General features: G+C 74.7%; 14 protein-coding genes. 6 read left to right on the top strand and 8 right to left on the bottom strand.

The annotated features are described in order from the left end of the window. The first annotated feature begins 2 nt into the window (after positions 1 to 2). The 6 genes from H1226_RS05300 (at position 3) to H1226_RS05275 (ending at position 6,022) form a co-directional block, all read left to right on the top strand. On the top strand, positions 3 to 1,280 hold the full coding sequence (locus H1226_RS05300; RefSeq protein WP_258347591.1) for a neutral zinc metallopeptidase: 1,278 nt from the start codon (positions 3 to 5) through the stop codon (positions 1,278 to 1,280). A gap of 495 nt (positions 1,281 to 1,775) precedes the next feature. Further along, entirely contained in the window at positions 1,776 to 2,366 is a 591-nt protein-coding gene (locus H1226_RS05295) for a cysteine dioxygenase (protein ID WP_224966745.1), read from the top strand. Next, positions 2,363 to 2,818 (top strand): rhodanese-like domain-containing protein, encoded by a 456-nt coding sequence (locus H1226_RS05290; protein WP_258347588.1) that lies wholly within the window; start codon positions 2,363 to 2,365, stop codon positions 2,816 to 2,818. Before H1226_RS05295 ends, H1226_RS05290 begins: the two co-directional genes overlap by 4 nt. A 227-nt stretch (positions 2,819 to 3,045) precedes the next feature. Then, complete coding sequence (locus tag H1226_RS05285; RefSeq protein WP_258349345.1) at positions 3,046 to 3,813, top strand: ABC transporter ATP-binding protein; 768 nt, start codon at positions 3,046 to 3,048, stop codon at positions 3,811 to 3,813. Positions 3,814 to 3,957: 144 nt separating this feature from the next. Beyond that, a complete protein-coding gene (locus tag H1226_RS05280; RefSeq protein ID WP_258347586.1) occupies positions 3,958 to 4,740 on the top strand; it encodes an enoyl-CoA hydratase/isomerase family protein in 783 nt (260 codons plus the stop codon). Between the two features lie 103 nt (positions 4,741 to 4,843). Continuing rightward, entirely contained in the window at positions 4,844 to 6,022 is a 1,179-nt protein-coding gene (locus H1226_RS05275; protein ID WP_258347584.1) for a class I SAM-dependent methyltransferase, read from the top strand. Here H1226_RS05275 and H1226_RS05270 read toward each other — a convergent pair whose 3' ends face one another. The 8 genes from H1226_RS05270 to H1226_RS05235 form a co-directional block, all read right to left on the bottom strand. After that, positions 6,023 to 6,772, bottom strand: a complete 750-nt coding sequence (locus H1226_RS05270; RefSeq protein ID WP_224956431.1) for an alpha/beta hydrolase — start codon at positions 6,770 to 6,772, stop codon at positions 6,023 to 6,025. It lies immediately after the preceding gene. A gap of 117 nt (positions 6,773 to 6,889) precedes the next feature. Beyond that, positions 6,890 to 7,204 (bottom strand): hypothetical protein, encoded by a 315-nt coding sequence (locus H1226_RS05265; protein ID WP_224956430.1) that lies wholly within the window; start codon positions 7,202 to 7,204, stop codon positions 6,890 to 6,892. A 32-nt stretch (positions 7,205 to 7,236) separates the two neighbouring features. Next, on the bottom strand, positions 7,237 to 8,208 hold the full coding sequence (locus H1226_RS05260) for a DUF3558 domain-containing protein (RefSeq protein WP_258347581.1): 972 nt from the start codon (positions 8,206 to 8,208) through the stop codon (positions 7,237 to 7,239). Positions 8,209 to 8,583: 375 nt separating this feature from the next. Beyond that, complete coding sequence (gene dhaM, locus H1226_RS05255; protein WP_224956428.1) at positions 8,584 to 9,255, bottom strand: dihydroxyacetone kinase phosphoryl donor subunit DhaM; 672 nt, start codon at positions 9,253 to 9,255, stop codon at positions 8,584 to 8,586. Then, the gene (gene dhaL / locus H1226_RS05250) at positions 9,255 to 9,884 is read right to left on the bottom strand and encodes a dihydroxyacetone kinase subunit DhaL (RefSeq protein ID WP_258347580.1); all 630 of its coding nucleotides are present in this window, start codon (positions 9,882 to 9,884) and stop codon (positions 9,255 to 9,257) included. Before dhaL ends, dhaM begins: the two co-directional genes overlap by 1 nt. 17 nt (positions 9,885 to 9,901) lie before the next feature. Further along, positions 9,902 to 10,897, bottom strand: coding sequence for a dihydroxyacetone kinase subunit DhaK (dhaK, locus tag H1226_RS05245; protein WP_258347578.1), 996 nt, complete (start codon positions 10,895 to 10,897; stop codon positions 9,902 to 9,904). 425 nt (positions 10,898 to 11,322) lie between these two features. Further along, positions 11,323 to 12,837, bottom strand: coding sequence for an aldehyde dehydrogenase family protein (locus H1226_RS05240; protein WP_224956424.1), 1,515 nt, complete (start codon positions 12,835 to 12,837; stop codon positions 11,323 to 11,325). Between the two features lie 317 nt (positions 12,838 to 13,154). After that, positions 13,155 to 13,421: a hypothetical protein gene (locus H1226_RS05235; RefSeq protein ID WP_224956423.1), complete on the bottom strand. Its 267-nt coding sequence runs from the start codon at positions 13,419 to 13,421 to the stop codon at positions 13,155 to 13,157. Positions 13,422 to 13,433 lie beyond the last annotated feature (12 nt).

The raw sequence follows: 13,433 nt of genomic DNA, 5'->3' as shown, positions 1-13,433 counted from the left end.
GGGTGCGCATCTTCCCGTCCGCCGTGCTGGCCCTCGTCCTCGGGGTCGCGGGTTGCTCGCCCACGGCACCGCAGCCGCAGCCCGCGCCCGCCGGGGAACCGGCGAACCGGGCGGTCGACCCGGGTTTCGTGCACGGCACCGACGGCGGCGACACCGACCGGCTCGCCGCCACCGTCCTCACCGACGTGCGGGACTTCTGGACGGCGAACCTCCCGGCCGTGGCGGGCGAGGAGTGGCGCGACCTCGACGGCGGCTACTTCTCGGTGGACACCTCGAACGGCACGGGGCGCCCGCCGCCGTGCTCGGGCACCGTCGCGAACCTGGAGGGCAACGCCTACTACTGCGCCTCGGTGGACGCCGTCGCCTGGGACCGCGCGGCGCTGCTGCCGGTGCTGCGGGAGCACTACGGGGACGCGGCGGTCGCCGTGGTCCTCGCCCACGAGATGGGGCACGCGGTGCAGCAGCACACCGGGGTGGACGTGGGCGCGGGCGGCGACGCGGCGCGCACCGAAGCCGGGGCGGACTGCTACGCGGGTGCTTTCCTGCGCGCCGCCGCCGACGGGCGCACCGCGCACCTGCGGTTCTCGCCGCAGGACCTGGACGGGGCGCTGCACGCGCTGATCGTGTTCCGCGACCCGATCGGCACCGACGCCTCCGCCGGGGACGCGCACGGCACCTCCTTCGACCGGATCTCCGCGTTCCAGGACGGCTACCGGGACGGGCCCGGCGGCTGCGCCGAACCGGACGTCGAACGCGCCCCCACCGGCGACGGGCCCGACGGTCCCAACGCTCCCCTGGACGCCGCGCTCGCGCGGGCGGAGACGACGGCCCGCGCGTTCTTCGGCGCCAGGGTCGCCGCCGCCGGGCGCGGCTGGACGCCGCCCGCGGTGCGCGCCGGGGACTGCCCCGGCGACCCGGTCGGCCTCTGCGCCGACCGCGGGATCGTCGGCTACGACCCGGCGCGGCTCGACGAGCTGCACCGCGACATCGGCGACCAGGCCACCGCGACGCTGCTCGCCTCCCGGTACGCGCTCGCCGCGCTGGAACCGCTGGGACTGCCGACGACCGGTCCGGCCGCGGGGACCGCGATCAGCTGCCTCACCGGGGCCTACACCGCCGCCGAGCGCGTGTCCGCGGGCGATCTGGACGAGGCCGTCGAATCGCTGCTGGTCTCCGACGCCGCGTCCCGCGACGCAGGTGGCGGGCAGGAGCTCACCGGTGCGCGGCGCGTCGAGGCCTTCCGCGACGGGCTGCTGCACGGCCCGGACCGCTGCGGCTGATCGCCGGGCCGCCGGGCTGCCGAGCCGCCGGAACGACCGGGGGCCGGGGTCGGAGGCACCGGCGGGCCGGGGTCGGCGGCACCGGCCGACCGGGACGACCGGATCGGCCGCACCGGACTCGGGGACACCGGGATCGCGGGCACCGGATCGGCGGCCCGGACCGATCGCAGCGGGTGATCACCGCGGTCGCACCCGCACCCCGGCCCGGCGCCCACATCGTGGGAGGCACCGGCCGGGGTATGGCCGAGAAACCCGGTGACGTGCCACGATCCGTCCGTGCCGGATTCGTTGCTGACTCGTGATCGCGTGATCGACCTGTTCCTGGTCGTCACCTCGGCCTGTCACTGACCGCAACTCCCCGTGGACCCGCTCGGGTCGACGGCGCGGCACCACCTGATCCCCGGACCCGCCCGCCCTGCCGCGGACGCATGCGGTCCGGCCCCGCCGATCGGCCCGTTCCCGATTCAGCTCTCGAACGAAGGAACGGAAACACCCATGTCCGCACCCACGCACATCTCGCAGTACACCCCCACCGAGGAGATCCCCGAACTCGGTGCGTTCGAGCTGCACCCCGCCCTCGACCTGCCGCTGCTGCGGGACTGGATCCGGCCCGACCACGACCTGTGGACGCCGAAGGAGCTGCGCGACCTCACCACGCTGGCCATCACCGAGCTGACCGGCTCGCTGCTGGACCTCGTCGAGGTGCACGACGAGGAACGCTGGTGGGCGCGGCTCGGCCTCACCGCGGGCGTCGAGCTGTGGCTGCTGTCCTGGGCGCCCGGCCAGGGCACCCACCCGCACGACCACGGCGGCGCCTCCGGCTCGTTCGCCGTGCTGTTCGGCGAGGTCCGCGAGGACTACCGCTACCCGTCCGGCCCGATCCGCACCGCGCAGCACGGCACCGGCGCCTCCATCGGCTTCGGCGCGGGCCGCGCCCACCAGGTGCGCAACACCGGTTCGGTGAACGCGGCCAGCGTGCACGCCTACTCGCCGCCGCTGCTGCCGGTGCGGCACTACGCCGACCTGGCCGACGTGCCGCCCGTCGCGCCGCAGCCGGCGGGCCCGATCCGGAAGGCAACCCGATGAGCGAGGTCACCGTGCCCCAGCAACGCGTCCACCCGGAGGACACCCCCGGATTCGGCCCGTACGGCATCGACCACCTGCTCGGCGACGCCCGCGACGAACTCGACCGGGTCGACCCGCATCGGGCGGCGGAGCTCCAGCGCGACGGCGCCCTGCTGATCGACATCCGCCCGCAGGCGAACCGGCTCTCCGAAGGCGAGATCCCCGGCGCCCTGACCGTGGAGCGGATCGTCCTGGAGTGGCGGCTGGACCCGTCCAGCCCGCACCGGCTCGACGGCCTGCGCGTCGACCAGCCGGTCATCCTGGTCTGCAACGAGGGCTACGCGTCCAGCCTCGCCGCCGCGCAGGCCCGCGACCTCGGCCTCGGCCGGGCGACCGACCTGGTCGGCGGGTTCCGGGCGTGGGCCGCGGCCGGGCTGCCCGTCGTCGAAGGCGGCCACGCCCCCGTCGGCTGAGCACCCAGGTGAACGGACCGTTCGTCCGATCCGGCGGGACGAACGGTCCGTTCCCGCGTCCACCGCCCCCTCGGGTCGGCCCCGGCGCAAGCCCGTGGTGCGGGACCGGAAGAATGAGCACCGGAGGGGACCCGCCGGTGATCGCAGGCGGTCCGAACGCGCCCGGAACCGTGCGCAGAGCGGCCGGAAACGGCTGGGAGGTGGACGTGGACGACCTGGTCATCCGGATGGACGGTGTCGGAGTCCGGCGCGGCGGGAACGCGCTGCTGTCCGACGTGAACTGGTCGGTGGAACTCGACGAGCGCTGGGTGGTGCTCGGCCCGAACGGCGCGGGCAAGACCACGCTGCTCAAGCTGGCCGCCGCCGAACTGCACCCGTCGGACGGCACCGTGGACGTGCTCGGCGAACGCATGGGCCGCGTCAACGTCTTCGAGCTGCGCCCGCGCATCGGCCTGACCTCGGCGGCGCTCGGCTCCCGCGTGCCCGGGGACGAACTCGTGCGCGACGTGGTCGTCAGCGCCGGGTACTCGGTGCTCGGGCGGTGGCGCGAGGAGTACGACGACATGGACACCGACCGGGCCGGGGAGCTGCTGGAACTCCTCGGCGTGGCGCACCTGGCGGACCGCTCCTTCGGCACGCTGTCCGAAGGGGAGCGCAAGCGCACCCTGATCTCCCGCGCGCTGATGACCGACCCGGAGCTGCTGCTGCTGGACGAACCGGCCGCCGGACTGGACCTCGGCGGCCGCGAGGACCTGGTGGCACGGCTGTCCGCGCTCGCCCTCGACCCGGACGCGCCGGCATCGGTGCTGGTCACCCACCACGTCGAGGAGATCCCGCCCGGGTTCACCCACGGGCTGCTGCTGCGCGACGGCGCGATCGTCGCGCAGGGGCTGCTGGACGACGTGCTCACCGAGGACAACCTGTCGAAGACCTTCGACCAGGACCTGGAACTGCAGCGCAGCGGCGACCGCTTCTTCGCTCGCAGGCGCGCCTGACCGCACCCGCGAACCGGGCCCCGCTCCCCAGCCGGAGCGGGGCCCGTCGCGTCCCGGACCCGACGTGAGATCAGCGCCACTGACGGTGCCCGCCGCTCGGGATAGCCTGCGGGCAAGCAGCGGTTTCGACGAGGAGGTTGCGGCGTGGGCGAGTTCGTCAGGCTCGAAGTGGAAGGCGCCATCGGCACGATCCGGCTGGACCGGCCGCCGATGAACGCGCTGAACCAGCAGATCGAGCAGGAGCTGAAGGCCGTGGCCGCCGAGGCCGCCGCGCACCCCGACGTGCGCGCGGTGATCGTCTACGGCGGCGAGAAGGTCCTCGCCGCGGGCGCCGACATCAAGGAGATGGCCGACATGTCCTACGCGGACATGGCGGGCAAGGAAGCCGACGGGCTGTCCGCGGCGATGAGCGCCGTCGCCGCCATCCCGAAGCCGACCGTCGCCGCCATCACCGGCTACGCCCTCGGCGGCGGGTTCGAGCTGGCGCTGAGCTGCGACCGCCGCATCGCGGGCGAGGGTGCGAAGGTCGGCCAGCCGGAGATCCTGCTCGGCGTCATCCCCGGCGCGGGCGGCACCCAGCGGCTCGCCCGCCTCGTCGGCCCCAGCAAGGCGAAGGACATCATCTTCTCCGGCCGGTTCGTGAAGGCACCCGAAGCGCTCGAACTCGGCCTCGTCGACGAGGTCGTCCCCGGTGACGAGGTGTACGCGGCCGCGCGGAAGTGGGCCGAGCAGTTCGCGAACGGACCGGTGCACGCGCTCGCCGCCGCGAAGGCCGCCATCGACGGCGGACTCGACGTGGACCTGGCCAGCGGGCTGAAGCTGGAGACGCAGATCTTCGCCGGCCTGTTCGCCACCGAGGACCAGAAGATCGGCATGCGCTCGTTCGTCGAGAACGGGCCCGGCAAGGCCGAGTTCACCGGCCGCTGACCGGCACTCCCGCGGACGCCCCGCTCGCCCTCCCCGGCGGGCGGGGCGTTCGCGCGGACTAGAGTGCTGCGCGTCCGAGCAGCGCGTGGCAGGGAGATCCGGAGTGGCGTACGCCTTCGACCTGGACGACGTGGCGTTCCTGCGCTCCCCCGCCGGGACCGAGGCCGTCGCCGCGCTGTCCGGGCGGCCGCTGACCGCGGACTCCCGCCTCGCCGACGTCGCCGCCGCCCGCGCCGCCGCGGGCCCGCGGTTCGCCGCCGCCGCGCTGGAGACCGCGGTGCTGCGCGGCAAGGCCGCGGCGAAGCTCGACGGCACCGCGGACTGGTTGTTCACCGGCGACGCGCTGCAGCAGGCCACCGCGGCCGCCGTCGCCCGGCACCGCGCGCGCCGCCTCGCCGGGCGGGACGTGCACGACGTGACCTGCTCGATCGGCGCGGACCTGCGGGAGATCGCCCGCGTCGCGCGGCGCTGCCTCGGCTCCGACCTCGACGAGGTGCGGCTCGCCATGGCCCGGCACAACCTCGCCGCCGACGGGGCCACCGCCGGATTCGTGCGCGCCGACGCGCTGCGGCCCACCAGCACCGGCACCGCGATCACCGCGGACCCGGCGCGCCGCGACGGCAGCGGGCGTCGCCGCTGGAACCCCGCCGACCTGGTACCGCCGCTCGACGAGCTCCTCGACGTCTACACGGGACGCGACCTCGTCGTGAAGTGCGCGCCCGGCCTGGACTTCGACGCCGTCCCCGCGCACGCCGAAGTGGAGGTCGTGTCGCTGGCCGGGCAGGTGCGGGAGGCCGCGGTGTGGCTCGGCGGGCTCGCCGACCCCGAAGTGCGCCGCCGCGCCACCGTGCTGCGCGCCGACGGCACCCGCGACGAGCTCACCGACCGCGAACCCGACGACTGCCCCACCCGCGACGCCGGGCAGTGGCTGGTCGACCCGGACGGAGCGGTGGTGCGCGCCGGGCTGGTGCGGCACTACGCGGCGCGGCACGGGCTGGGGCAGCTCGACCCGCGCATCGCCTACCTCACCGGCGACGCGCCGCCGCCCGGCATCCGCGCGTTCCGGGTCCTCGACCACGGCAAGTACTCCGAGAAGGCGCTGCGGGCGCTGCTGCGCGCGCACGACGTGGGGCGGCTGGAGATCATGACCCGCGGGGTGGACGTCGACCCGGACGCGCTGCGGCGCAGGCTCAAACCGCGCGGCGGCGCCGAAGCCACCGCGGTCCTCACCCGCGTCGGCAGCACCCCGCGCGCCTACCTGTGCCGGGCCGAACGCACCTGATCACTGCCCGACGATGGTGACCTGGCGGGTCTCATGCGGGCCGTCCCAGGTGCGCGGCAGCGGCGTCGTGACCTCCGGCGCGACGACGTCCACGATCGCGTCCAGCGCGGCCTCCGCCTTGCCGACCCACAGGTGCTTGGTGTCGCCGAAGCCGTGCACCCGGGCCTGCGGGATCGCCGCGAACCGTTCCCGCGCCTCCGCCGGGCGCAGGTAGTCGTCGAACTCCGGAACCAGCGCGTGCACCGGCTTCCCGGACTCGCCCCAGGCCCGCAGGTGCTCCTCGGTGCTCCAGCGCAGCGGCGGCGAGATCAGCACCGCGCCGCGCACCAGCGGATCCAGCCCGTGCACCAAGGTCAGGTCGGTGCCGAACGACCAACCGACCAGCCACACGTTCGGCAGGTCGTGGAACTCGGCGTACTCCAGGGCGGCGGCCACGTCGAACCGCTCCGCGCCGCCCGAGTCGAACTCGCCCTCGCTGCGACCCGCCTCGCTGGCCGTACCGCGCGTGTTGAACCGCAGCACCGCCAGATCGGCGAGCGCGGGCAGCCGGAACGCGGCCTTGCGGAACAGGTGCGAATCCATCATGCCGCCGTGCGTCGGCAGCGGGTGCAGGCACACCAGGGTGGCCCGCGGCGCGCCGGTCTCCGGCAGCGACAGCTCACCGATCAACCGCAGCTCGTCCGCGGTGTGCAGGGTGATCTGCTCCCGCTTCGCGGGCAGCACGGTGTTGGCGCGGATCTCGGTGCTCATCCCCGCGATCCTCCCACGCGAGCACGCACCGATCGCTGTGAGCTTCCCGGCAACCGGGCCCGCCCGTACCGGCCGTCAGCGGTGCGGTCGCCGAGGCACCGCCGCGCGCGAACCGGCTCAGGACCACCGGCGCGTCGGGCCGCGCCGGGCGCGGGCCTGCCAGCAGGAGCTGTGCCAATGCCTCCGGTCCGCCACGTCCCCCTGCTCGTCGGCGGGCCACGCCACCACGTGCCCGACACCGGGCCGCACCTCGTGGTCGCAGCCCGGGCAGCGGTAGGTCTTGGTGGCCTGCGCGGCGGGCACCGTGCGCACCACCCACTCGCCGTCGGGACCCTCTTCGACCCTGGACCAGCCGAAACCGGCGCCCAACGGGCGCGGGGACTTCCCCGGCTGGCCTCCGGCGGGACGTTGTTGGCGGTTGCGGCGCGGCACGCCCCACACCGTAACCGCCCGCGCCGCCGCCCCTAGCGCGGTGGCAGCCCGGGCCAGGCGCGCTCCGCGAGGCCCCTCGCGAACTCGCACGCGTCCAGGCCGGTTCCGTCCGGGTAGGCGACGACGAGCATCGCCACCTCCACCTGGCCGCCGCCGGCCGGGCCGAACGGCAGGTGCCCGGTCTCCGCCGAGCACAGCGGGGTCGCCGGATCACCACCGACGACGCTGGTCACGGTGCGCCGGCCCGCGATCTGCTCCTCGACCGCCGTGCCGTGCAGCACCGCAGGCGGGTCACCGGCCGTGTGCACCAGCCGGACCCGCGGCGCGGACGCGTCGTCCGGCCCCCACTGGCACTGGTGGCCGCCCGGCGCGGCCACCGGCTCGGCGTCCTCCAGGCCCGGGACCTGCCGCACCACGTCGGTGGACAGCACCCGGCACGGATCCAGCACGGCCAGCGAGTTCGCGGGGAAGTTCCGGTGCGCCACCCGGTGTTCCCGGATGGCGGCGGCGGCCTGCTCGGCACCCGCCTGCGCCATCCCGCACAGCTCGACGCCCGGAGCACCGGCCAGCTGGTCGGCGCTCACCAGCACCGACCGGTCGCCGAGCAGCACCCGCCGGGTGCAGTGGCCCGGCAGCGGCGCCTCCTGCGCGATGCGCGGCTCGGCCTCGCCCACCACCGGATCCGACTGGCCGGGGTCTTCCGGCGCGAGTTCGCCGACCTTCACCTGCGCGAGGGCACCGCCGTCCGCGCGCACCCGCAGCAGGCAGTAGTCCAACGAGACGGTGCCCGCGTCGCGCACCTCGCCGAAGCGCGCCAGCGCGGCATCGTCGACCAGCGAACACGGGTCGACCGTGCGGGGATCGCCGAGGGCCGCCGCCCGATCGGCCGACTCGCGGTCCGGCGCGGGTTCGGGGAGCTGCTGCGCGACACCGCTGCACCCTGCGGCCAGCAGCAGCGACAGCAGCAGCACCGGCAGGCCTCGGAAGCGGGGGCGCGACGGCATCGGCTCACCCTAACCGCCCGGCGACCCGCTCCCGCGACGATGGGGGCGGGCCGCGCGGAACTCCGGTCGCCGCGCCTCGACTCGTCGCACGGTGCCCGGGCGACGGGGCGTAGGCGGCTGCCCGGTGGACCGCATTCCGGGCGAGGGCGCGGATTTCCGGCCCGAGCTGCGATTTTCCGGGTGGCGGTCTTCCGGGCGAAACCGCGAGTTCCCGGACTCGACAGCGGTTCCCCAGGGAACGATCTTCCCGGCGAAACCGCGAGTTCCCGGGCCCGGCAGCGGTTCCCCAGGCGGCGCTCTTCCCGGCGAAGCCGCGATCTTGCCGGTGGGACCGCGGTCTTCCGGACGGGGCCGTGATCTCCCGGGCCGGCCCGGTCACTCGCCGAAGTTGCCCTCCACCAACTCCAGCACGCGCCGCACCGCCTCCCCGGCGTCGGCGCCGCTGGCGACGAGGGTCACCCGGTCGCCCTTGCGGGCACCGAGCCCCATCAGCCCCAGCACGCTCGCCGCATCGGCCTCCGCGTCGCCGAGCCGCACCCGCACGTCCGCCTGCAACCCGGCGAGGCTGCGGGCCAGCAACGCCGCCGGGCGGGCGTGCAACCCGACCTCGTTGCGCAGCTCCAGCTCCTCGGTGATCGTCTCCCCGGCCGGAGCGGCCTGCTCGATGTCCGACCCGACCCCGGCGGCGACCGCGGCGCGCGCCACCGCGTCCAGGTCCTTGCCACCCTGCGCCTCCACGGCCGCGGCCACCGCGCCCTCCACCAGCGGGGCGTCGGCGACGATGGCCCGGGTCGGGTCGCCCAGCGTCTCCACCGCCAGCTCCGCCGTCATCTGCGCGCTGCCCAGGTCGTAGAGCAGCACCACCCCGGAACCCGAGTCGGCGTCCGAGAGCGCCGCGGACACCTTGTCGAAGTCGGTGCCGAGAGCACCCCCGGCCAGCCCGCCCGCGGGCAGCACCACCACGTCCGGCGCCATCTGCGCGGCCAGCTCCGCCACCCCCGCGGCGAGCCGCTCGCTGTGCGACACGACGACAAGTCCGACACCCATCACGACCTCGATTCGGCGAACGCGGACAACAGCAGCGCGGTCGAACGGGCGCCCGGGTCGACGTGCCCCGCGCTGCGCTCCCCCAGGTAGGACGCCCGGCCCTTGCGGGCGACGAGCGGTTCGGTGGACTCCGCACCCGTGCGCGCGGCGGCCGCGGCCACCGCCAGCACCCGGTCCGGACCCGCGCCTTCCGCGGCGGCGGCCGTCGCCGCGTCCACCGCCGGGACCAGCGCGTCCACCATCGTCTTGTCCCCCGGCTCGGCCCTGCCGCGGGCCACCACGCCCTCCAACCCGGACTGCAGGGCCGCCGCGACCGCCATGCCGTCCAGCTCGGTCGCGTCGCCCACCGCGGACGCCGCCCGCAGGAACGCCGTGCCGTACAGCGGACCGGACGCCCCGCCGACCGTGGAGATCAACGTGGTGGCGACCTGCTTGAGCACCGCGCCCGGCGTCTCCGGCGCCGCCGTGTCCAGCTTCGAAGCGACCGCGCGGAACCCGCGGTCCATGTTCTCGCCGTGGTCCGCGTCGCCGATCACCCGGTCCAGCTCCACCAGCTCGTCCCGGTGATCGGCGACCACCGCCGCGCCCGCCCGCAGCGCGGCGATCACGTCCTGTGCCGTGCAACCCATCAGTTCACCCGTCCTCGTCACCAGTGCAGTGCGGCCGTGCGCACCGGGTCGTCCCACAGCTCGGTGAGCTCGTCGTCCAGCTTCAGCAACGTCAGGCTCATGCCCTGCATGTCCAGGCTCGTCGTGTACGGGCCGACCAGCCTGCGGCGCACCCGCACGCCCCGCTCCGCCAACAGCCGCTCCGCGACGCCGTGCGCCAGGTACAGCTCGATCAGCGGCGTCGCGCCCATCGAATTCGTGAACAGCAGGACCTCGTCGCCCGCCTCGAACGGCAGGTCCGCCAAGATCGGCTCCAGCAGCCTCGCGACCAGGCCGTCCGCGTCCTCCATCGGGATGCGTTCCCGGCCCGGCTCCCCGTGGATGCCGATGCCGATCTCCACCTCGTCGTCGCCGAGCGTGAAGCTCGGGGAGCCCGCGTGCGGAACGGTCGGCCCGGTCAGCGCCACGCCCATCGACCGCACCCGCCCCACCACGCGCCGGGCGATCGCCTCGCAACCCGCCAGGTCCACGCCGCGCTCCACCGCCGCGCCGACGATCTTCTCCACCAGGACGGTGCCGCCCACGCCGCGGCGGCCCGCGGTGTGCGTGGAGTCCTTCACCGCCACGTCGTCGTCGACGATCACCGCGCGGACGTCGGTGCCCTCCAGGCCCGCCAGCTCCGCCGCCGTCTCGAAGTTCAGCACGTCACCCGTGTAGTTCTTCACCAGCAGCAGCGCACCCGCGCCCGCCTCGGTCTCGGCGATCGCCGCCTGCACCGCGTCCGGCGTCGGCGAGGTGAACACCGCGCCCGGCACCGCCGCCGTGAGCATGCCCCGCCCCACGAAACCGCCGTGCAGCGGCTCGTGGCCCGAACCACCACCCGAGATCAACGCCACCCGGCCCGCCAGCGGCGCGTCGGCGCGCACGATCAACGCCGGATCGGTGCGCACCCGCAGCAGCTCCGGGTGCGCGGCGGCCATGCCGCGCAGCGCGTCGCCGACCACCGCGGCCGGATCGTTGATGATCTTCTTCACCGTTGCTCTCCTCGCCGCCGGATCGCGACCGCGGCGCCGCCTGCTCGACGACCGGTCTCGCTGGAACGTTCGGGCGCACCGACCGCACGCGCCCGGCGCGACCGCCTCCGCACAATCCTCACCCCCACCGGGGCCGCGCGGCACCTCTCGGCCCGCCCGCGACGCGCATTCGATCACTCCGAGCGGGCAGGTTACGCGGCGCGCCGCACCAGCACACCGAGCACCGCCGGTGCGAGGAAGGGAACCTTCCGCTCACGGGTGCGAGGAAGGGAGCCTTCCGGTCACCGACGCGAGCGGGCGCGAGGGAGGGAACCTTCCAGTCACCGGCGCGAAGAAGGGAACCTTCCGGTCACCGGCGCGAAGAAGGGAACCTTCCGGTCACCGCACGCGAGGCGCGGTGACCGGAGGCCCTCGTGCTCAGCCCGTCAGCGCCCGCGGGTGAGGCGGATCAGCCGCACGACCGCGCGCACCGTGCCCTTCGAGCGGGCGAAGCTCATCGGGTTCAGCGGGATGCGGAACTTGGTGCGGGTCATCGACTGCGGGCGGGCGAACTCGCGCAGCCCGTCCTCGCCGTGGATGCGCCCGAACCCGGAGTCGCCCACGCCGCCGAAGGGCAGCGCGGGAACCGCGGCGAACGCGATGACCGAGTTGACCGCGACCATCCCGGCCCGCAGCTTCCGCCCCAGCTCCACCCCGCGGGACCGCGAGAACACGGTGCCGCCGAGGCCGTAGTTCCCCTGGTTGGCGCGCTCGACGCCTTCGTCCGCGTCGCGCACGCGTTCCACGACGAGGGTCGGGCCGAAGGTCTCGTCGACCGCCGCCGCCGAGCCGGCCGGGACGTCGACGAGCACCACCGGTTCCACGAACGGGGGCCGCACCGAGTCCTTGCCACCGACGACGGCCCGCGCGCCCCCGTCGAGCGCTTCGTCGACGTGCCTGCGGATGACCTCGACCTGGGAGGGCATGGTGATCGGCCCCAGGTCGGCACCCGGCTCACCGCCGGGCCGCAGCTTCTTGGCGCGTTCGGCGACGAGTTCGAGGAACCGGTCCGCGACGGCCTCGACCACGAACACCCGCTCCACGCCGATGCAGGTCTGCCCGGCGTTGGACATGCCGCCCCAGACGGCGGCTTCCGCGGCGGCCTTGAGGTCGGCGTCGGAGTCGACGATGAGCGCGTCCTTGCCGCCGCACTCGACCAGCACCGGGGTCAACGTCTCCGAGCAGGCCGCCATCACGCGCTTGCCGGTGGCCGTGGAGCCGGTGAACGCCACCTTGTCGACGCCGGACGCGCACAGCGCGGCACCGGTCTCGCCGAATCCGGTGGTGAGGGCCAGCACGGGGTGCTCCGGTACGACCTCGGCGAAGCTGTCCACCAACCAGCGACCGACGCCGGGGGTGAGTTCGCTGGGCTTGAACACCACCGAGTTGCCCGCCGCGAGCGCGTAGGCGATCGATCCCATCGGAGTGAACGCCGGGTAGTTCCACGGGCCGATCACGCCGACGACCCCGAACGGCACGTACTCGACGGTGGCGGCCTGGTTGGCCATCAGCACGCCGGACCCCACCTTGCGCCGGCGCAAGACCTTCTCAGCCTTGTTCGCCGCCCAGTGCAGGTGGTCGATCACCAGGACCAGTTCGAGCCGGGCGTCGTCGAGCGGTTTGCCGGTCTCCGAACAGATCACCCCGGCCAGCTCGTCGATGCCGCGCACCAGCAGGGCGCGCCACTGGTCCAATCGTTTCTTGCGCTCCGCGAAGCCGAGCTCCGCCCACCACCGCCCGGCGACCCGGGCGGATTCGACGATCTCGTTGACCTCGGTGGCGTCGTGCAGCGGGTACCGGCCCACGACTTCGCCGGTACGCGGGTCGAGCGAGTCGAACGTGGTCTGCGCTGAGCTCGCTGCGGCCATCGGCTCGGCCTCGCCGCTGGCGGTCCGGGTCATGTGCTGCCTCCCACCGTGTCAATGGTCGTTGTGAATCGGCAGCCTACGGAAATCCCGCGCTCAGCGGCAGGTTCTGCGAACTAATGCCGGGTTCGCATGTGAACGGCGCGAAGTCCTCGGCCGCCCGCGCGGCCGCGGCAGCGGGCTCCCGGGTTCGCGGCGCACCGCCGCCGGACCGCACCTCGGTCGGCGCGGCGGCGGTCGCGCGTCCCGGGCCCGGACGTGCGAACGCGGCGCCGCCGACCAGGCCGAAGCCGTGGTCGACGACGCCGCGCGGACGGGCCGTTCCGCCCGGTGACCGGGCGGGAAGGACCCGGTCAGTGCTCGGTCGCGGTGTCCTCGGAGACGTCCGCGGGCACCACGATGGGCCGCAACCGGACCCACAGGGCGAACAGGACGGCGAAGACGAGCATGCCGACGCCGCTCCACAGGTTGATGTTCATGCCCGCGGCCTTCGCCACGTCCTCGGAGCTCGCGGTGGCCCCGAGCACGGTGAGCACCAAGCCGTACAGGAAGAACAGCACGGCGATGATCAGCCGAATGTCGAAGGCGCCCGCGGTGCGCTTGCTTGTCTCAGTAGCCATGGGGTTCCTCCG

It is taken from the genome of Saccharopolyspora gregorii (assembly GCF_024734405.1).
Taxonomy (GTDB): Bacteria; Actinomycetota; Actinomycetes; order Mycobacteriales; family Pseudonocardiaceae; genus Saccharopolyspora_C; species Saccharopolyspora_C gregorii.
The sequence above is the reverse complement of the archived record's forward strand: the minus strand, read 5'-3'. Positions and strand labels throughout refer to the sequence as shown.

What these genes read in the sequence shown, in the direction of transcription:
- H1226_RS05235 (WP_224956423.1), bottom strand. Translation starts at nt 13,421, where the DNA reads ATGGCTACTGAGACAAGCAAGCGCACCGCGGGCGCCTTCGACATTCGG.
- H1226_RS05290 (WP_258347588.1), top strand. Translation starts at nt 2,363, where the DNA reads ATGAGCGAGGTCACCGTGCCCCAGCAACGCGTCCACCCGGAGGACACC.
- H1226_RS05260 (WP_258347581.1), bottom strand. Translation starts at nt 8,208, where the DNA reads ATGCCGTCGCGCCCCCGCTTCCGAGGCCTGCCGGTGCTGCTGCTGTCG.
- dhaM (WP_224956428.1), bottom strand. Translation starts at nt 9,255, where the DNA reads ATGGGTGTCGGACTTGTCGTCGTGTCGCACAGCGAGCGGCTCGCCGCG.
- H1226_RS05285 (WP_258349345.1), top strand. Translation starts at nt 3,046, where the DNA reads ATGGACGGTGTCGGAGTCCGGCGCGGCGGGAACGCGCTGCTGTCCGAC.
- H1226_RS05295 (WP_224966745.1), top strand. Translation starts at nt 1,776, where the DNA reads ATGTCCGCACCCACGCACATCTCGCAGTACACCCCCACCGAGGAGATC.
- H1226_RS05270 (WP_224956431.1), bottom strand. Translation starts at nt 6,772, where the DNA reads ATGAGCACCGAGATCCGCGCCAACACCGTGCTGCCCGCGAAGCGGGAG.
- H1226_RS05240 (WP_224956424.1), bottom strand. Translation starts at nt 12,837, where the DNA reads ATGACCCGGACCGCCAGCGGCGAGGCCGAGCCGATGGCCGCAGCGAGC.
- dhaL (WP_258347580.1), bottom strand. Translation starts at nt 9,884, where the DNA reads ATGGGTTGCACGGCACAGGACGTGATCGCCGCGCTGCGGGCGGGCGCG.